Raw genomic sequence first — 18530 nt, 5'->3', positions numbered from 1 at the left:
GGACGCCGACGCCGAGGTGCGGTTCGTGGCTTCGGGCACGGCGGCCAACGCGCTCTCGCTGGCGGCGCTCTGCCGGCCGTTCGAGGCGGTGCTGGCGCACGAGCACGCCCACGTGTGCACCGACGAGACCGGCGCGCCCGGCTTCTTCGGCCAGGGGCTCGGCCTGATCCGGCTGCCGGGGCGGTCAGGCAAGATCGATCCGGCGGCGCTCGGCGAGCCGCTGGCGGCGCCGGACGTCTCCTATCGCCAGTCTCCGGCGGCCCTGTCGCTGACCAACGCCACGGAATACGGGACCGTCTATTCGGCCCGCGAACTCGAGGCGCTGATCGCGCCCGTGAGGGCCAAGGGCTACGGCGTGCACCTGGATGGCGCGCGGCTCGCCAACGCTGCGGCCGCAGGCTTCGATCTGAAGGGCATAAAGGGCCTGGGCGTGGACCTGCTGGTGGTCGGCGGGACGAAGGCGGGCATGCCCCCCTCGGAAGCCGTGGCGATCTTCGACCGCGCGCTTGCGCGCCGGTTCGACGCCCGGCTGAAGCAGGCCGGGCAGCTGCCCTCGAAGGGACGGTTCTACGCCGCGCCGTTCGAGGGCATGCTCGAGGACGGCGCGCTCATCCGCCACGCCGCCCACGCCAACGCCATGGCCAAGAAGCTTGGGGCGCTGACGCCGTTCCCGGTCTGCCACCCGGTCGAGGCGAACGGTGTCTTCGTGGAGATGGACGAGCCCACCCTCGAGCGCCTGCACGCGAGCGGCTGGTTCGCCTACCGCTTCCTCGACGGCACGGTGCGCTTCATGTGCTCGTGGGCGACCACCGCCGAGGCGGTCGAGATGCTGGGCGAGGCGCTGAAGGCGATCGCCTGAGCGCCCGTGGTGAAGGTTCGACTTTGCGCGTCTTCGCCATAGTGTGGCAACCAGGGCGCACTTCGCTCGAAAATTGGGGGCAAATCCGCCGGTCGCCGTGAGATTGCGGCGCGATTGTGTTGCGAGGTTGACGTGCGCGTGAGAACGTGACGCCCTCGTCAGCTCGTGCGGCAAGAGTTGGGGGCCTGGTCTCCACAGGGGCGCCGCGAATAGACGGGCCGCGCCGAGCATCGGCGCGCGCAACAAAGCAGGCTTGGGGACGTCAAACATGCAGAGCAACACCAGGGCCATGCTGCGCCCGGTTCTTCTGGCGTCGGCCGCGGCGATCAGCCTGGCTGCGCCCACCTTCGCGCACGCTCAGGCGGCGCCGGCCAATCCGCCTCCGACCGGCGCCGGCGGCGTGGACGTGTCCGAGATCGTGGTCACCGGCTCGCGCATTCCGAGGCCGGACCTGACCTCCGACAAGCCGGTCGCGATGGTGACCGGCCAATACCTGCGGGACAAGGGCATCACCAACATCGCCAATGCGGTGAACGACCTGCCGGCCATGCAGGGCAGCATCACCCCCGCCGGGGCGCAGGGCTCGTTCGGCACCGGGCGCAACTTCGTCGACCTGTTCAACCTGGGTTCGCAGCGCACGCTCACCCTGGTCAACGGCCGCCGCTTCGTCTCCTCCCAGGCGGCCACCCTGTTCAGCGGCTCGAGCCCGGGCAACCAGGTCGACCTGAACCAGCTGCCGACCGCCTTCCTGGACCGTGTGGAAGAGGTCCCGGCCACCGGCGCCGCGGTCTATGGCTCAGACGCGATCGCAGGCGTCGTGAACCTGATCTACAAGGACCACTTCGAAGGCATCCTGCTCGACGGCCAGTACGGCGAATCCTCCCGCCACGACTACCCGACCAGCCACATCACTGCGGCCGTGGGGCACGATTTCCTGGATGGCAAGCTGAACCTCGCCATCGACTTCGAGCTCGACAAGACCGGCTCGCTCGTCCAGACGCAGCGGCCGGAGACCGCCGCTCAGTTCAGCTTCGCCGCGAACCCGGCGAACACCAGTTCGAGCGACGGCATCCCCGCGAATATCCTGATCGCGAACCGCCGGGTGCCCGAGCTGACCCAGGGCGGCGTCGGCTTCACCCGCAACACCTTCAGCCTGGGCGCCCTGGTGACGGTGCCGGACCCCAACAATCCGGGCCAGAGGGTGCCGGCCCAGTTCGCGCCCGACGGCACGCTCATTCCTTACAATCCGGGCACCTTCTTCCAGCCCTCGATCGCCTCCGGCGGCCAGGGCCTGAACCTCGCGCCGCTGACCTCGCTCGAGACGCCGGTGCACCGCAAGCTCGGCCAATTCATCGCGCGTTACGAGCTCACGCCGCACATCCGGCTGCACGCCACGGTGTTCCTGTCCGACGACAAGTCCACCGCCCCGGCGAACCAGCCGATCTTCCAGTCGGCCCTGTTCGGCGGCCTCTCCGGCAACCTGGCGATCAGCATCGACAATCCGTTCCTGACCGCCCAGGCGCGGCAGAACATCGTCGCCTCGCTGCCGGCCGGAGCCAGCAGCTTCTTCCTGGCGCGGGCCTCCACCGACATCGTGGGGCTCTCGACGGTGAAGTCGGAGACCAAGGCCTACGACGCCTCGGCGACCGCCGAAGGCGATTTCAACGCCCTGGACCGTGATTTCACCTGGAACGTCACCGCCAGCCACGGCCAAACCAAGGCGTTCTTCATCAGCCCCGGCATCAACCAGGCGAACTTCGCCCTGGCGGTCGACGCGGTGAAGGACCAGACCACCGGCCAGATCGTCTGCCGCTCCACCCTGACCAATCCGGGCAACGGCTGTCAGCCGCTGAACCTGTTCGGCCAGGGCGCGCCCAGCGCCGCAGCGCTGAAGTTCATCGACGCCGAGTTCCGCAGCGACGACAAGGACACCCAGGACGACCTCGAAGCCAACCTGACGGGCACGATCTGGAAGCTGCCGGCGGGCAACTGGGGCTTCAACCTCGGCTACGAGCACCGCCGGGAAGAGGCGTCGTTCACGCCCAACGAGAATGCGCGTCTCGGCGTCGGACGTTCGGTGCCGATCCCGCCGGCGGCGGGCTCCTACAACACCAACGAGTACTACGTGGAGAGCCTGCTGCCGGTGTTGGGCGGCGAGTTCAGCCCGATCTGGGCGGGCCAGAAGCTGGAGTTCGAAGGCGCCTACCGCAAGGTGGACAACTCGCTCGCCGGCAAGAACGAAGCCTGGTCCTTCGGCGGCCGCTACTCCCCGATCGAGGACATCACCTTCCGCGCGAGCCGGTCCAAGACCTTCCGGGCGCCGGCGATCACCGAGCTGTTCCTGCCGGCTTCGACGGCGTTCAGCTTGGCGACCGACCCCTGCGATGTGGCGAACATCAACGCCGGGCCCAATCCGAAGACCCGCGCGGCCAACTGCGCCGCTGACTTCGCCAAGCTGGGCGCGACGCTCAATGGCTTCAAGTCGACGATCCAGGTGGCTTCGCAGCCGATCACCACCAGCGGCAATCCCAACCTCAAGAACGAGGAAGGCAAGTCCTGGACCTACGGCGTCGTGTTCCAGCCGCGCTTCGTGCCGGGCCTGGCGCTCGCCTGGGACTACGTGCACATCGACCTGACCAACGCGATCGTGAACTTCAACGCCACCTCGATCCTGTCGACCTGCTTCGACTCGCCATCGCATCCGGCCGACGTCTGCAGCCGCTTCGTGCGCGATGCGACCGGCCAGATCACCACGGTGAACGCCGGCTTCGTGAACGCCGGCTTCACCAACTTCGCAGGCGACACCTACGAGCTCAGCTACAGCCATGACATCGACGACCTGCCCGGCGTGCACACCGGCCGCGACCTCGGGAACCTGGGCGTCGACTGGAATGTCTTCCACACCCGCAGGCTGAAGACCTCCGTGTCGGGCACGGGCTTTGACCTCAGCGACACCGAAGGCACCATCGGCAGCGCGCGCTGGAAGTACCTGCTGAACGTCCGCTACACCTACGAGAACCTGCGGGTCACCTGGACGACTCACTTCATCCAGCACTCGTTGTTCGATCGGACCTTCACGATAGAGAACCGCAATATCCTGAGCGTGGGCGATTACTACACCCACGACCTCACGGCGCAGTACAAGTTCCCGCACGACATCACGCTGCGGGCTGGCGTGGACAATATCCTAGACAAGCAGCCGCCGTTCCCGACCGTCGGCATCGGCACCTACGACCAGGTCGGCCGGTACTTCTTCGTCGGCGCGACCTGGCGTCACTGATCGGGGGAGATCCGCGGCGGACGTCTTCCGCCGCGGCGCATGGGGGAGCAAGGCCAAGGGCCGTCGGCCAGAGCCGGCGGCCCTTCGTCTTGACGGCTGGTCTGGAGCTTCGCCTCAGGCCGGCGTCTTGACCCGCTCCGAGACGATCTTGGCGGCGTTCTTGGTCAGGGTCTGCTCGGCCTGGCGCATGATGTTCTTCACCATCTCCGCGCAGCTCGGGATGTCGTGGATCAGGCCCTGGCTCTGGCCGACGGTCCAGATGCCGCCGTCGGTGTCGCCGGCGCCCATCACGTTGGTGCGGCCGCGCACGCCCGCCACCAGGTGGCGGACGTCGTCGATCGTCTTGGTCGGATCCTGCTGGATGCGGACCACCTCCTCGGAGACGGCGTTGCGCGCCACCCGGCTGGTGTTGCGCAGCGTGCGGTTGGTGAGCAGGGTGTCGCGCTCGGTGTTCTCGACGATCTTCTGCTTCACGTTGTCGTGGATCGCGCACTCCCTCGTGGCCATGAAGCGGGTGCCCATGTTGATCGCATCGGCGCCCAGCATCAGCGCCGCTGCGAGACTGCGGCCGTCTGCCATGCCGCCCGAGGCGATCACCGGCACGTCGATGGCGTCCACCGTGGCGGGCAGCAGCACGATCAGCCCGACATCGTCCTCGCCGGGGTGGCCGGCGCACTCGAAGCCGTCGATGGAGACCACGTCGACGCCGTGCTTCACCGCCGAGACCGAGTGGCGGACGGACGTGCACTTGTGGATCACCTTGACGCCATTGGCCTTGAAGTCGGGCAGGTGGTCGGTCGGCGCGCGGCCCGCCGTCTCGACGATCTTGATGCCGCTCTCGATGATCGCACGCCGGTATTCGTCATAGGGGATCGGGTTCAGCGACGGCAGCAGCGTCAGGTTCACGCCGAACGGCTTGTCGGTGAGGTCGCGACAGCGCTGGATTTCCTTCTCCAGCTCCTCCGCCGATTGCGAGTGGTGGGCGGTGATGAAGCCGAGCGCGCCGGCGTTGGCCACCGCGGCGACCAGGGGCGCATAGCCCACGCCGGTCATGCCTCCCATGACCACGGGGGTCTCGACGCCGAACATCTCGGTGATGCGGGTCCTGATCATCAACTCTGTCTCCTGCGAGGCGCGCGCCCAGGCCGGCGAGGTCACGCCGCTGACGAACGGTTGTTTGAAGTCAGTTGAAACCGAGGACGCAGCGTCAAGCAACCGCGATTTACGACAGGCCTTCGCGGCCGATCGCGTAGAAGCGGGCCGCGCGCTGCTTGCGCAGCTCGTCAGCCGAGAGGCCCTCCAGCGCCCTCAGCTCGTCTTCGATCGCGTCGGCGACGGCGGCCATGGCCGCGGCGGGATCGGAATGCGCCCCACCGGGCGGCTCCGGGACGATCCGGTCGACGATCTTCATGCCCAGCAGGTCCTGGGCGGAGATCTTCATCGCCCGCGCCGCGTCGGCCGGCGTGCGCGAGCCGCGCCAGATGATCGAATTGGCCCCCTCCGGCGTGATCACCGAATAGATCGCATGCTCCAGGATCAGCACCCGGTTGGCCGCGGCGATGGCGATGGCCCCGCCGGAGCCGCCCTCGCCGGTGATCACCGCCACATTGGGCACCCCCAGCATCAGGCACATCTCGGTCGAGCGGGCGATCGCCTCGGCGACGCCGCGCTCCTCGGAGGCGACGCCGGGATAGGCGCCGGCGATGTCGACGAGGCTGATCACCGGCAGGTGGAAGCGTTCGGCGAGCTCCATCAGGCGCACCGCCTTGCGGTAGCCCTCGGGCCGCGCGTAGCCGAAGTTGTGCTTCACCCGCGTGACCGTGTCGTGGCCCTTCTCGTTGCCGATGACCACGACGGGACGGCCGCGAAATCGGCCCAGGCCGCCGATCAGTGCCTGGTCGTCGGCGAACTTGCGGTCGCCCTTCAACTCCACGAAGGCATCGATCAGGGCGGCGCAGTAGTCGATGAAATGCGGGCGGTCGGGGTGGCGGGCGACCTGGGTCTTCTGCCAGGCGTCGAGATTCGCATAGGCCTCGCGGCGCATGTCCTGGGCGCGCGCGCGCAGGGCCTCGATCTCGGCGTCGAAGGTCCCGGGGCTCGCCGTCTCGGACAGCTTGGAGAGCTCCTCGATCTTGGCTTCGAGATCGGCGATCGGGCGCTCGAACTCGAGGTATTGCACCGCCATCGAAATCCCTGCGCCGTTCACGAAGCGGCGGAAGTTAGGCGGGAAGGCTTCGCCTCACAACCCCGGCCGGGCGGCCGACGGCTTTGCTTTTTGCAACCCCGGTTGCCCCCGGAGAGTTTGTAGGCCGAGGTCGAGCCGGACCCGCGCCGTCACGCCTGGGGGAAGCGACGGCCGGCCTGGCGCGGCTTTCGAGATCTGCGCGGACGATGCCCCGACACAGCAACCCCGCGCTCGAGGAGATTTGGAGCAAGAGAATCCCCATGCACGCGTTGTTCAAGGTCGGCATGGCCTCTGCGCTGGCGCTCGCGACGGCGGCCCCGGCCATGGCCCAGAACTACCAGAACTATCAGGACTATCCGCGCGACGAGGGCTACCAGTCCCCGCCGCCGCAGTACCAGCCCACGCCGCAGTACCAGGAGGACCAGCAGCGCTACCAGGAGCAGCAACGGGCCTACGAATCGCGGCGCTCGGACTATGACGCCCACCGCGCCGACTATGCGGCGGCCCGGCGGGAATATGAGCGCCGGCTGGCCGACTACAACCGCGCCCGCGCCGACTACGACGCCCGCTACGGCTATGGCGCATATGCGCGGCTCTATGGCCCGGCCCCGGTCTGGGATGAGCGCTACTGGGCCTACTACGTGACGCCCGCGCCCGCCTACGGCTACGCCGCGCCGGCAGCGCCCTACTACGGCGCCAACACCGCCTACGCCGCCCCGGCGGTCCGCTGCGACAGCTCCGGCACCGTGACGGGCGGCGCGATCGGCGCCCTGGCCGGCGCGGTGCTCGGCTCGCAGCTCTCGGCGCCCGGACGGCACACCGAGAACTCGGTGCTGGGCGCTGTGGTCGGCGGCGGCCTCGGCGCCGCGGTGGGCCACGCCCACGACCGCTACCGGTGCGACCAGCGCGGGCCGTACTTCACCTATCAGGAGACCATCCCTTACCGCGAGGGCCGCTACGTCCGCTCGAACCGCTACGCCGAATACCAGCGGATGGGCTGTCGCCTCGCGCCCGCGCCCGTCGACACCTACGGCCGCGACTACCGCTACGTGCGGGTCTGCCCGGACGCCGAGGGCCGCTACCGCATCGTCGCCTGATCCGAACGAGCCCTTCCCATCGAAGGAAGGGCTCATTTCTTCTTGCCCAGCGGGTGCTTGGTCGCCACCACCTCGCGCAGGCGATCGTCTGCGACATGGGTGTAGATCTGGGTGGTCGCGATGTCGGCGTGGCCGAGCAGCGTCTGCACCACCCTGAGGTCCGCGCCGCCCTCCAGCAGATGGGTGGCGAAGGCGTGGCGCAGGACGTGCGGGCTGACCCGGGCCGGATCGATTCCCGCTGCAGCGGCCGCTTCGTCGAGCAGCTGGGCGAACCGGCGGGGCGTGAGACGACCCGTCCGGCCGCGGGACGCGAACAGCCACGGGTTGGCCTTCTGGCCCCTGGGAAGGAATCCAGGCCGCACCGCCAGATAGGTCTTCACGGCGGCGCGCGCGGACTCGTTCAGCGGGGCGAGTCGCTCCTTGCCGCCCTTGCCCTTGACGATCAGGTAGGCTGGGTCGCGCGCCAGGGCGGCGAGGGTGAGGCCGGTGAGCTCGGAAGTCCGCAGGCCGGAGGCGTAGGCCAGTTCGATCATGCAGGCGAGCCTGACGCCCTGCGCCGCCTCGCCGGCGCCGGCGGCGGCGATCAGCCGGTCCATCTCCTCGCGGGAGAGCACCTTGGGCAGGGATCGGCCCTGCTTCGGCGCCTCCACGCGGCGCGAGGGGTCGTCGGCCCGCCAGCCCTCGCCGAGCACGAAGCGATAGAACTGCCGCACCGCCGAGCGGCGCCGCGCCGCGGTGGCGGCGGAAAGGCCCCGTGCGCCAAGCGCCGCGAAATACGCCTCGACGTCTTCGGCGCTGGCCTGGCCGAGGTCGCGCCCGCGGGCGGCGAGGAAGCCCGAGGCGTCGGCGAGGTCGCGGGCGTAGGCGACAAGGGTGTTCCTGGCGGCGGCTCGCTCGACCGCCATCATCTCCAGGAAGGCCTCCGTCCAGGCCGCGCCCTGGCCGCCGCTCCGCCCGCTCATCTGAGCGCCAGGAGGCCTTCGAGGGCGAAGGCGCGGGCGTCGCGATCGAAGCCCGCGCGGCGCAGCGCGCTCACCACCAGGGCCCGCTCGCCGGGACTCAGGCCTGCGGCTCCGGCGTCCGCGGCGAGCCACAGGGCGACGAGCGCCGTCTCGCCCAGACGCTTCTCGGCGGCCGCGCCGGCCAGGATCATCAGCCGGGCGGCGGAGCCTCGCCCCTCGGGCACGTTCAGGGCCGCGACCCGCGCCCTGAGCGTGGGGCCGAGCGGCTCGGCGAAGGGCGCGGCCAGGAGCGCGGCGGCCTCGGCCCGGGCGCGGGCGTGCGGCTCGCGGACATCGGCGCTATCCAGCAGCCGCTCCAGCTCGGCCGACGGCAGCGGACCCGCCCCGACCAGCGCCGCGGCGGTCGCCGCGAGCTCCGGCGGAGCGGCGGCCAGGTCGAACGCCGGCTCCGTCGGAGCGCCCTCGGCGAGCGCGGCGGCGACCGCAGGCGAGGGCTTCGCCTGTGAGAGATCGAGCTCGAGGCTGCGGGAGAGCGCCAGGTCGAGGCCGTTGCGCAGCGAGGGCGGCCCGGGATCGCCGCCGCCGGCCAGCTTGGCGGCCATGAGGCGGGCGAACACCGGATCCTTCGCCTGCGCCTGGGCGATCTCGAAGGTGAGCTGGGCCTCGCTCGTCTTGCCGGCGATCGCCTGGCAGTAGCTGCGCAGCCGAAGCCAGTAGATGTCGTCGCGGCCGGAGGTCAGCGCCTCCTCGATCCCGCAGGCCCGGGCGTCGTGGCCCGCCAGCAGCGCGCTTTCGGCGGCGACGCGGGCGAGTTCGGCGTCGCGGTCGAGCCCGGGCGCGCGCGCGAGGATGGCGGCGGCGGCCTGCGGGTCGCCCTGCGCGATCAGCGCCAATGCGCGCGCGGCGGTCAGCTCCGGATCGGATCCCGCGCCCTCGGGCCCGGGCGCGCCGGTGGCCAGCACCCGGCGGGCCAGCGCCGCGGCGGCCGGCGGCAGGGGGCGCTGGGCGATCAGCGGCAGCACGGCCTTGGCGATCGCCAGCGAGGTCCCGCGCCACAGGGTGGGCGGCAGGCCGGTCTCGCGGCCGGGCGTGGAGAAGGCGTCGGGCGCGGCGAGCCGGGTCACCTGCACGGGCGGGGGCGGGGCGACCGTGGCCGCGGGCGGCGGCGGCGCGGGCGGGATCGCTGAGATCGGACCCGGCGGCGCTGCCGGCATCGGTTCGGCGGGCTGCGCCAGCGCGGCGGAGCCCTCCGCAGCGAGCGCGAGAGCGGCGAGAAACGCAAGGACTCGGGACATGAGACGAGCATACTTGGGCGGCGAAGTTGGCGCGAGCGCGGCGCCTCGTGTAAGCCTTCGCCGCTCATGGACCGCTACGAACCGCTGCGCCACAAGACCATCGCCCTGGTCGGCCTGATGGGCGTCGGCAAGTCGAGCGTGGGCCGCAGGCTGGCCAGCGCCCTCAACCTGCCGTTCCGCGACGCCGACGCAGAGGTCGAAGCCGCGGCGGGACGCTCCGTCCCGGACATCTTCGCCGAGCTGGGGGAGACCGCCTTCCGGGAGGGCGAGCGGCGGGTGATCGCGCGCCTGCTGGACCAGCCGCCGCATGTGCTGGCGACCGGCGGCGGCGCGTTCATGAACCCGGACACCCGCCAGTTGATCAAGTTGCGGGCGGTCTCCGTTTGGCTCAAGGCCGACCTCGACGTCCTGGCCCGCCGCGTCTCACGCAAGGCCAACCGCCCGCTGCTGCTCGGCAAGGATCCGCTGGAGGTGCTGCGCAGCCAGGCGGAGACCCGCTATCCGGCCTATGGCGAGGCCGACCTGGTGGTGGAGACCGGCGATTCCGCCCACCACGTGACGGTAGAGCAGGTGATCCGGGCGCTCACCGCCTTCCTGGAGGAGCATCCGCGATGACGCGCCGCGTCGTCGTGGGCCTGGGCGAACGGGCTTACGACGTGGAGATCGGGCCGGGCCTGCTCGATCAGGCCGGCGCCCGGATCGCGCCTCTGCTGAAACGCCCGCGCATCGCCGTGGTCAGCGACGAGACGGTCTGGCCGCTGCATGGCCCGCGGCTCGCCGCGGCGCTCGGGGCGGCCGGCGTGGCTGTCCAGACAGTCGTGGTGAAGCCCGGCGAGCAGGCCAAGAGCTTCGCGGGACTCGCCGAGCTGATCGACCGGCTGCTCGCGCTGGAGCTGGATCGCGGCGACCTGATCGCGGCCTTCGGCGGCGGCGTGATCGGCGATCTCGCCGGCTTCGCGGCGGCGATCTACAAGCGCGGGATCGGATTCGTGCAGATCCCCACCACCCTGCTGGCCCAGGTGGACTCCTCGGTGGGCGGCAAGACCGCCATCGATGTGGCCGCCGGCAAGAACCTGGTCGGCGCCTTCCACCAGCCGCGGCTGGTGCTGGCGGACATCGAGGTGCTGCACACCCTGCCCGCGCGCGAGATGCGAGCCGGCTACGCCGAGGTGATCAAATACGGCCTGCTGGGCGACTTCGGCTTCTTCGAATGGCTCGAGGCCAACGCGCCGAAGGTCCTGGCCCGGGACCCCGATGCGCTGGCTCAGGCGGTCGCGCGTTGCGTGGAAATGAAGGCCGGGATCGTCGCCGAGGACGAGACCGAGCAGGGCCGGCGCGCGCTGCTGAACCTCGGCCACACCTTCGGTCATGCGCTGGAGGCGGAGACCGGCTACGGCGGAGCCCTGCTGCACGGCGAGGCGGTGGCGGCGGGCCAGGCGATGGCGTTCCGCTTCTCCGCCGCCAGGGGCCTCTGCCCGAGCCAGGATGCCCGCCGCGCGGAGGCGGCGATCGCGGCCGCGGGCCTGCCCACCCGCCTCTCCGAGGTGGCCGGACATCCGTTCACGGCCGACGCCCTGGTCGCCCATATGGCGCAGGACAAGAAGGCCGAGGGCGGCAGCCTCACCTTCATCCTGGCGCGCGGCCTCGGCCAGGCGTTCGTCGCCAAGCATGTCGAGGCGGGATTCGTGCGCGACTTCCTGCTTGGCGAAGGGGCGCTGCCATGACCGCGCTGATCGCGCTCGCCCCGATCATCTTCGGCCTGCTGGCGCTCTCGGCGGTGTTCTCGGCGGCCGAGACGTCGATGACCGGCGCGAGCCGGGCGCGCATGCATCAGCTGGAGCGCGACGGCGACCGGGCGGCGCGGCGCGTCAACCGGCTGCTCTCCGACCAGGAGACGATGATCGGCTCTGTGCTGCTCGGCAACAACCTGATCAACATCCTGGCCTCGGCGCTCGCGACGCAGGTGCTCACCCGTACGATCCCCGGCGCGCTCGGCGTCGCCATCGCCACCGGCGTCATGACCGTGCTGGTCCTGGTGTTCGCCGAGGTGCTACCCAAGACGCTGGCCATCCTGCGCTCGGACGAGGTGGCGCGGCTGCTGTCCTGGCCGACCTATTTCGTGGTCAAGGCGTTCGGGCCGATCATCTACGCGATCCAATGGGCGATCCGAAAGACCCTCGGCCTGTTCGGGGTCAACATGTCCATGGAAATGGATGTGCTGGCCGCCCATGAGGAGATCCGCGGGGCGGTGGAGTACCACCACGCCGAAGGCCTGGTGGAGAGCCGCGACCGCTGGATGCTGGGCGGCGTGCTCGACCTCGCCCAGCTCGATGTCAGCGAGGTGATGGTCCACCGCAAGGCGATCGCCGTCATCGATGCGGACCTGCCGCCGGACGCGGTGCTGGACGAGGCCCTGAAGAGCCCTCACACGCGCCTGCCGCTCTATCGCGAGGACCCCGAGAACATCGTCGGCGTGCTGCACGTGAAGGATCTGCTGCAGGCGATCGCCGACGCCAAGGGCGACATCTCCGCGGTCGATGTCGCCGCCGTGGCGCGCGAGCCGTGGTTCGTGCCCGAGACGACCAGCCTCAAGGACCAGCTCGCCGCCTTCCTGAAGCGCAAGACGCATTTCGCGCTGGTGGTGGACGAGTACGGCGCCCTGGCGGGCCTGGTCACCCTCGAGGACATCCTCGAGGAGATCGTGGGCGAGATCGAGGATGAATACGACGTCGACGACGCCGACGTCAGACCGGGGCCCGACGGCTCGGTCTCGGTGGATGGGGCGGTGACCATCCGCGAGCTCAACCGCGCCATGAACTGGGACCTGCCGGACGACGAGGCGGTGACCGTGGCGGGCCTGCTGATCAACGAGGCGCAGACCATCCCGGACGTCGGCCAGAGCTTCCGGGTGTTCGGTCACCAGGTGCAGGTGACCGAGCGCAAGGGCAATCAGATCACGCGCCTGCAGATCTCGCCGCCGGCGGCGGCCGCCGACTAGGCGCGTTCGGAACCTCGGCCGCAGGAATTGCGTTTAGCCAAGCTTGCGTGATCGGGGGATCGCCCTTCAGAAATGGAACCCAGGGACGCTGCGGCGGCGCGAGCGAGGGGCCTCACCATCGTCAAGCCTCGATCGGCTGCCTTGCCGCAGCCGCCAGTCGAATCCGGAGTCGACCGAATGATTGACCTGAAACTGGACGGCCTGCGGGTGCTCGTCGTGGAAGACGAGATGATGGTCTCGATGCTGATCGAGGACATGCTGGGCGAGCTCGGCTGCCTGGTGGTGGGGCCGGCCTCGCGGCTCGACGAGGCGATGGCGCTCGCCAGGGACGCCGACATCGACTGCGCCGTGCTGGACGTGAACCTCGGCGGCCAGCCGATCTTCCCGGTCGCCGACCTGTTGCGCGAGCGCGGCCGGCCGTTCGCGTTCGCCACCGGCTACGGCGACGCCGGCCTGCGCGAGGTGGACCGGGGCTCGCCGGTGCTGCAGAAGCCGTTCCGCGAAGGCGACCTCGCCCGCATACTGGGCGAACTGCAAGCCGCCGTGGATTAGCCCGCCAGCATCGCGCCAAGCAGCTTGTCAGGCGTGATCGGATAGTCGCGCACGCGCACGCCGACGGCGTTGTAGATGGCGTTGGCCACCGCCGCGCCCGCCCCGGAGATGCCGAGCTCGCCGACGCCCTTGATGCCCATGGGATTGGCCTTGTCGTCGGCCTCGTCGAGCATGATGGCGTCGAGCTCGCCGATGTCGGCCTGCACCGGCACCAGATAGCTGGCGAGGTCCTGGTTCACCAGCGAGCCGTAGCGGGGGTCGACGGCGTTGCCTTCGGTCAGCGCCGAGGCGACGCCCCAGATCATGCCGCCGGTGAGCTGCGAACGCGCGGTCTTGTAGTTGATGATCCGCCCGGCTGCGAACACGCCCAGCATGCGCCGCACGCGGGTCTCGCCGGTGACCTGATCGACGCCCACCTCGCAGAAGTGCGCGCCATAGGTGTGCTGGCTCCAGTTGCGGGCGTCGGCCGCCGGACGGTGCTCGCCTTCGACGGTCAGGCCCTCGGGGGCGGCGCGGGCGATCAGAGCGGCCAGGCTCTCGGAGCGGTTGGCGATGGCGATGACGCCGTCCTGGAAGCTCACCGCCTCGGTCGGACCGCCGTGCAGGGGCGAGGCGGGATCGTTGGCGGCGAGCTCGGCGATCGCGGCGCGCAGATTCATCCCGGCCGCGAGCGCCGCCGTGCCCGCCGTCGCGGCGCCGAACTGGCCGCCCGAGCCGGGGGCCGGCGGCAGCTCGGAATCGCCGATCTCCACGCGCACGTCCTTGAGCGGCACGCCCAGGGTCTCGGCGGCGATCTGGGCCAGCACCGTGTAGGAGCCGGTGCCGATGTCTGTCATGCCCTGCCGCACGGTGATCACGCCGTCACGGTCGACGGAGAAGCTCGCCTTCGCCGGCAGCAGGAAGTTGCCGCGGATCGCCGCCGCCATGCCCATGCCGATGCTCCATCGGCCGTCGCGAGCCTGACCGGGTCTCGGATGGCGCCGATCCCAGCCGAACAACTGGGCGCCTTCCCTCATGCAGCGGACGAGCTGGCGCAGGGAAAAGGGCTTGCCGGTTTCCGGGTCCGCCTCGGGCTCGTTCTTGATGCGCAGCTCGACCGGGTCGATGCCGAGGGTCTCGGCGAGCTCGTCCATGGCGCATTCGAGGCTGAGCATGCCCGAGGCCTCGCCCGGCGCGCGCATGGGTCCGGCGCCCGGCAGATCGAGGTGGATGAGCCGGTGACCGGTCAGCCGGTTGGGCGCCGCATAGAGGCTGCGGGCGAAGTTGGAGGCGTGCTCGGTGAAATGGCCGTCCCGCTGGCAGTGCGTCGTGGTCATGATCGACATGGCGGTGAGGCGGCCGTCCTTGGTCGCGCCGAGACGGACGCGCTGCACCGTCGCCGGACGGTGGATCGTGCCGTGCATCATGTGCTGGCGGCTGTAGGCGACCTTCACCGGCCGGCCCAGGGCGCGCGCCCCGAGGGCGGCGAGGGTGATGTCGTCGTAGGTCTGTCCCTTCCCGCCGAAGCCGCCGCCGATGTAGCGGGTCATCAGGTGGACGGCGTCCCGGTCGATCTTCAGCGTCTCGGCGAGGCCATGCTGGGCGGGCTTCACCATCTGGACGGAGGTGTGGACGACGCACTTGTCGCCCTCCCACCAGGCGATCGAGGCGCAGGGTTCCATCTGGCAGTGGTTCTGGATGGGCGTGGACCAGGTCGCATCGAGCTTCACCGGGGCTTCGGCGAAGCCCTTGGCGAAGTCGCCGATCTCGACGTCCTCTTCGCCGGGCGGCATCTCGGCCTTGGCGAGCTGGCCGTGGAAGTCGACGTCGGGCGTCTCGGCGTCGTAGGCGAGCTTCACCAGCAGGGCGGCGGCCTGGGCGTTCTCCAGGGTGTCGGCGAGCACGAAGGCGACAGGCTGGCCGAAGAAGCGGACGCGGTCGTCCTCCAGCACCGGCCTGGAAGGCGCCGTGGAGCGCGGATGGACGCGGGTCCCGCGCGGCGCCTGCTCGGGGACATTGAGGTGGGTCCACACCGCGAGGACCCCTGGCGAGGCTTGCGCCGCCGTCGCGTCGACGCCCACGATCCGGCCGCGGGCGATCGCGGCGGGCACCATGATCCCGTAGGCCGGCGGACTGGGCGGCGTCACCTCGTAGGCGTAGGGCGCCGAGCCGGTGACCTTCAGCGGCCCCTCGTAGCGGTCGACCGCCTTTCCGATCAGGCCCGAACGGTTCTCTGTGACGGGATTGGGATGCGCATAGTCGGCGACGGAGCTCATCGGCGGATTCCCTTCGCTTCGGCGATCGTGGCCGCGCCGAGGCGGGCCGTGAGCGTGATCTTGAAGCCGTTGCGGCCGGTCTCGCTGGCCGCCTCCAGCTCGGCGGCCATCGCCTCGTCCGGCGATGCGCCCGCGCTCAGCGCGGCTTCGGCCTCGGCGGCGCGCCAGGGCTTGTGGGCGACCATGCCGAGCGCGACGCGGTCGCCGGCGACGGCGACGCTCGAGAGCCCCGCGGCGTAGGACGCCCGGTCGCGGACCTTGCGGTAGAGCTGTCCGCCGTCGGGCGGCGGCGGCAGGACGATGGCCGTGATCAGCTCGCCGGGAATCAGGTGTGTCTCCACCTCCGGCGTCTCGCCAGGCAGGCGGTGCAGCTCCATCAGCGGGAACTCGCGGCCGTCCCCGTCGGGCGCGAGCGTCTCCACGCGGGCGTCCAGGGCCACCAGCGCGACGGCCATGTCCGAGGGATGCGTGGCGATGCAGGCGTGGCTCGCGCCGAGGATGGCGGCGTTGCGGTTCAGTCCTTCCAGCGCCCCGCAACCGGAGCCCGGCTGGCGTTTGTTGCAGGGCTTGGAGGTGTCGTAGAAATAGGCGCAGCGGGTCCGCTGCAAGAGATTGCCGCCGGTGGTCGCCTTGTTGCGCAGCTGCGGCGAGCCGCCGGCCACGATCGCCTGGGTCAGCACCGGATAGCGCGAGCGCACGCGGGCGTCGGCGGCGACCTGGGTGTTGCTGGTCATGGCCCCGATCTTCAGGCCGCCGTCGGGCGCGTCCTCGATCTGCCCGAGCGGCAGGCGGCCGACATCGATCAGATGCTGCGGGGTCTCGATCTCCAGCTTCATCAGGTCCAAGAGGTTGGTGCCGCCCGCCAGGAACCGGGCGCCCGCGGTCTCCGCCGCCGCCTTGACCGCGCTCTGCGGATCACGGGCCCGCTCATAGGTGAACGGCCTCATGCCAGCGCCTCCGCGGCGCGCTTGATGGCCGCGACGATCTGCGGATAGGCCGAGCAGCGGCAGATGTTGCCGCTCATCCGCTCGCGGATCTCCTCGTCGCTGAGCACGACCTTGCCGGTGAGGTCCGCCGTGGCCTGGCTGGGCCAGCCGGCCTCCACCTCCCGTAGGAGCGCCACGGCCGAGCAGATCTGTCCAGGCGTGCAGTAGCCGCATTGGAAGGCGTCTTCCGTCAGGAACGCCTGCTGCATGGGATGCAGCGTCTCGGGGCTCCCAAGGCCCTCGATCGTGGTGACCTCGTCGCCATCGTGCATGACCGCCAGCGACAGGCAGGAATTGATGCGCAGCCCGTTCACCAGCACCGTGCAGGCCCCGCACTGGCCGTGGTCGCAACCTTTCTTGGAGCCGGTGAGATGCAGGTGCTCGCGAAGCGCGTCGAGCAGGGTGGTGCGCGGATCGAGGTCGAGCGCCCGCGTCGCGCCATTGACGGTGATCGTGGTCTTCAAGCCTGCCCCTCTTCGACCCGGAACGCGCCGCCCGGTCACGCTTGACCGACGGCGGCGCTTCAAACAAGCGTTTAGTCTAGACGCTAGCTCTCGCCCGGCGCCAGAGCCTTGACCGAAAGTGCGTGCACCGGACCGGCCAGCTCCTCGGCGAGCGCCCGATGGACCATCCGCTGGCGCGCCACTCTCGGTTTCCCGCGGAACGCCTCGGCGATGATGGTGACATTGAAGTGGCTCTCCCCGCCGGGCCGCGCGCCGGCATGGCCGGCGTGGCGGGCGGAATCGTCTTCGAGCTCCAGCCGGTCGGGCTGGAAGGCGGCGGTCAGCTTGTCGTGGATCGCTTCGAGTATGGCGCCCATCAGCGGCATCTTCAATTCTTGAACAGGGGTTTTCTGCCTCCATACTTGGCCCATGGCCGGCGCGTTTCAATACAAGCCCAAGTTCGTCGACATCCGGGTGCGCCCGCCCCGGACCGATGAGCCGCGCGAGGACGACGTCAATGCGCTGAAGCCCGGGGAGCGGGCCTGCGATCATCCGGGTTGCCGGCTCGCGGCGACGGCGCGGGCGCCGAAGTCCCGCGAGCTGCTGAACGAGCACTACTGGTTCTGTCAGCAGCACGCCGCCGAGTACAATCGCAACTGGAACTTCTTCGCCGGAATGAGCGATGGCGAAGTGCGCGCCTTCCAGCACAACGAGTTCTTCACCGGCGGGCGCCCGACCTGGGACATGAAGGCTGGCCGCTTCAGCCGCGAGGCGGCGGCCTTCCAGCATCGCTTCGCCCGGGGCGAAGGCTATCGGGACCCGTTCAATCTGTTCGGCCACGGCGGCGCGCGACCCAGGCCTGAGCCGGAAGAGCGCAGCCTCGGCAAGCTGGAGCGGAACGCGCTCGCCGAGCTCGATCTTGAGGAAAACGCCGACGGGACCCGGATCCGCGGCCGCTACACCGAGCTCGTGCGCCGGCTGCACCCCGACGCCAACGGCGGCGACCGGGCCGGCGAGCACCGCCTGCAGAAGGTGATCCGGGCCTATCAGGCGCTGCGCAAGGCCGGCATGGTCTAGCCCCGAGAGGGCTCGGCGGGCGCGCCCGGCGCGGCAGCTCTTGCCGGGCGCCGAGTCGATCCTGCCCACCCGGCCCGGCAAGTTCCGCCGGGCGCCTCGAACGGAGACGGGAAAAGCTGAATCAAATCAGCGGGAGATGGGCGGTCCGCAGCTTGCGTGCGGTCCGGACGGGCAAAACGCCCCCGACGTCAGAACGACGCCGGACCTGAGAATGGGACCTCTCTCGATGACCATGAATTCGATCAACACCAACGTCGCCGCGATGATCGCGCTGCAGAGCCTGAGCGCGACGCAGGAGGCGCTGGCCGAAACCCAAAACCGGGTGAACACCGGCCTGAAGATCGGCAGCGCCAAGGACAACGGCGCCATCTGGGCCATCGCCCAGACGGAAAAGGCCCAAGCCTCCTCGCTGGACGCGGTGACCAACTCGCTGAACAACGGCAAGTCGGTCCTCGACACCACCCTGCAGGCGGGCTCGCAGCTCACCGACATCCTCAACCAGATGCGCCAGAAGGCCCTGGCGGCCTCCGACGCCGGCGTC

Annotated in this window: 16 protein-coding genes and 1 pseudogene; 9 read left to right on the top strand and 8 right to left on the bottom strand. The window is 70.3% G+C overall.

All coding sequences use genetic code 11. From position 1 onward, the window contains the following. On the top strand, positions 1-859 hold an 859-nt coding region (locus VLI41_RS01055), incomplete at its 5' end, for a beta-eliminating lyase-related protein (RefSeq protein ID WP_325266198.1). A gap of 268 nt (positions 860-1127) precedes the next feature. Continuing rightward, positions 1128-4139 carry a TonB-dependent receptor domain-containing protein gene (locus VLI41_RS01050; RefSeq protein ID WP_325266197.1) on the top strand — a complete coding sequence of 1004 codons (3012 nt, stop codon included), beginning with the start codon at positions 1128-1130 and terminating at the stop codon, positions 4137-4139. 114 nt (positions 4140-4253) lie between these two features. Here the strand turns inward: VLI41_RS01050 and VLI41_RS01045 are convergent, their stop codons facing one another. Then, a complete protein-coding gene (locus VLI41_RS01045; RefSeq protein ID WP_414692513.1) occupies positions 4254-5252 on the bottom strand; it encodes an NAD(P)H-dependent flavin oxidoreductase in 999 nt (332 codons plus the stop codon). A 109-nt stretch (positions 5253-5361) separates the two neighbouring features. After that, positions 5362-6324, bottom strand: coding sequence for an acetyl-CoA carboxylase carboxyltransferase subunit alpha (locus tag VLI41_RS01040; protein WP_325266195.1), 963 nt, complete (start codon positions 6322-6324; stop codon positions 5362-5364). 260 nt (positions 6325-6584) lie between these two features. On the opposite strand from VLI41_RS01040, the gene VLI41_RS01035 reads away from it, so the two are divergent. Further along, positions 6585-7421, top strand: coding sequence for a YMGG-like glycine zipper-containing protein (locus tag VLI41_RS01035; RefSeq protein ID WP_325266194.1), 837 nt, complete (start codon positions 6585-6587; stop codon positions 7419-7421). Between the two features lie 32 nt (positions 7422-7453). Here the strand turns inward: VLI41_RS01035 and VLI41_RS01030 are convergent, their stop codons facing one another. Next, complete coding sequence (locus tag VLI41_RS01030) at positions 7454-8383, bottom strand: tyrosine recombinase (RefSeq protein ID WP_325266193.1); 930 nt, start codon at positions 8381-8383, stop codon at positions 7454-7456. Continuing rightward, positions 8380-9678 carry a hypothetical protein gene (locus VLI41_RS01025; protein ID WP_325266192.1) on the bottom strand — a complete coding sequence of 433 codons (1299 nt, stop codon included), beginning with the start codon at positions 9676-9678 and terminating at the stop codon, positions 8380-8382. The genes VLI41_RS01030 and VLI41_RS01025 overlap by 4 nt, the downstream gene beginning before the upstream one ends. A gap of 66 nt (positions 9679-9744) precedes the next feature. On the opposite strand from VLI41_RS01025, the gene VLI41_RS01020 reads away from it, so the two are divergent. The 4 genes from VLI41_RS01020 (at position 9745) to VLI41_RS01005 (ending at position 13228) form a co-directional block, all read left to right on the top strand. Next, a complete protein-coding gene (locus VLI41_RS01020; protein ID WP_325266191.1) occupies positions 9745-10293 on the top strand; it encodes a shikimate kinase in 549 nt (182 codons plus the stop codon). Continuing rightward, complete coding sequence (aroB, locus tag VLI41_RS01015) at positions 10290-11402, top strand: 3-dehydroquinate synthase (RefSeq protein ID WP_325266190.1); 1113 nt, start codon at positions 10290-10292, stop codon at positions 11400-11402. Before VLI41_RS01020 ends, aroB begins: the two co-directional genes overlap by 4 nt. Beyond that, a complete protein-coding gene (locus VLI41_RS01010) occupies positions 11399-12676 on the top strand; it encodes an HlyC/CorC family transporter (protein ID WP_325266189.1) in 1278 nt (425 codons plus the stop codon). Before aroB ends, VLI41_RS01010 begins: the two co-directional genes overlap by 4 nt. Positions 12677-12853: 177 nt before the next feature. Then, on the top strand, positions 12854-13228 hold the full coding sequence (locus VLI41_RS01005; RefSeq protein ID WP_414692512.1) for a response regulator: 375 nt from the start codon (positions 12854-12856) through the stop codon (positions 13226-13228). Here VLI41_RS01005 and VLI41_RS01000 read toward each other — a convergent pair. The 4 genes from VLI41_RS01000 to VLI41_RS00985 all read right to left on the bottom strand — a co-directional run bounded on the left by VLI41_RS01000 (position 13225) and on the right by VLI41_RS00985 (position 17289). Beyond that, complete coding sequence (locus VLI41_RS01000) at positions 13225-15483, bottom strand: xanthine dehydrogenase family protein molybdopterin-binding subunit (RefSeq protein WP_325266188.1); 2259 nt, start codon at positions 15481-15483, stop codon at positions 13225-13227. The genes VLI41_RS01005 and VLI41_RS01000 overlap by 4 nt on opposite strands. Then, positions 15480-16430 carry a xanthine dehydrogenase family protein subunit M gene (locus VLI41_RS00995; RefSeq protein ID WP_325266187.1) on the bottom strand — a complete coding sequence of 317 codons (951 nt, stop codon included), beginning with the start codon at positions 16428-16430 and terminating at the stop codon, positions 15480-15482. The genes VLI41_RS01000 and VLI41_RS00995 overlap by 4 nt, the downstream gene beginning before the upstream one ends. Further along, the gene (locus VLI41_RS00990) at positions 16427-16933 is read right to left on the bottom strand and encodes a 2Fe-2S iron-sulfur cluster-binding protein (RefSeq protein WP_325266186.1); all 507 of its coding nucleotides are present in this window, start codon (positions 16931-16933) and stop codon (positions 16427-16429) included. The genes VLI41_RS00995 and VLI41_RS00990 overlap by 4 nt, the downstream gene beginning before the upstream one ends. Positions 16934-17016: 83 nt before the next feature. Continuing rightward, complete coding sequence (locus tag VLI41_RS00985; RefSeq protein ID WP_325266185.1) at positions 17017-17289, bottom strand: BolA family protein; 273 nt, start codon at positions 17287-17289, stop codon at positions 17017-17019. A gap of 52 nt (positions 17290-17341) precedes the next feature. Here VLI41_RS00985 and VLI41_RS00980 point away from each other — a divergent pair, with 52 nt between their 5' ends. Together VLI41_RS00980 and VLI41_RS00975 are read left to right on the top strand one after the other, a co-directional pair. Next, a complete protein-coding gene (locus VLI41_RS00980) occupies positions 17342-17989 on the top strand; it encodes a J domain-containing protein (RefSeq protein ID WP_325266184.1) in 648 nt (215 codons plus the stop codon). A gap of 226 nt (positions 17990-18215) precedes the next feature. Beyond that, a pseudogene (locus tag VLI41_RS00975) lies at positions 18216-18530 on the top strand (flagellin); the annotation flags it as partial.

The organism is Phenylobacterium sp., assembly GCF_035475775.1.
GTDB lineage: Bacteria > Pseudomonadota > Alphaproteobacteria > Caulobacterales > Caulobacteraceae > Phenylobacterium.
Note: the sequence above shows the minus strand (reverse complement) of the source record. Positions and strands in the feature narration are given on the sequence as shown.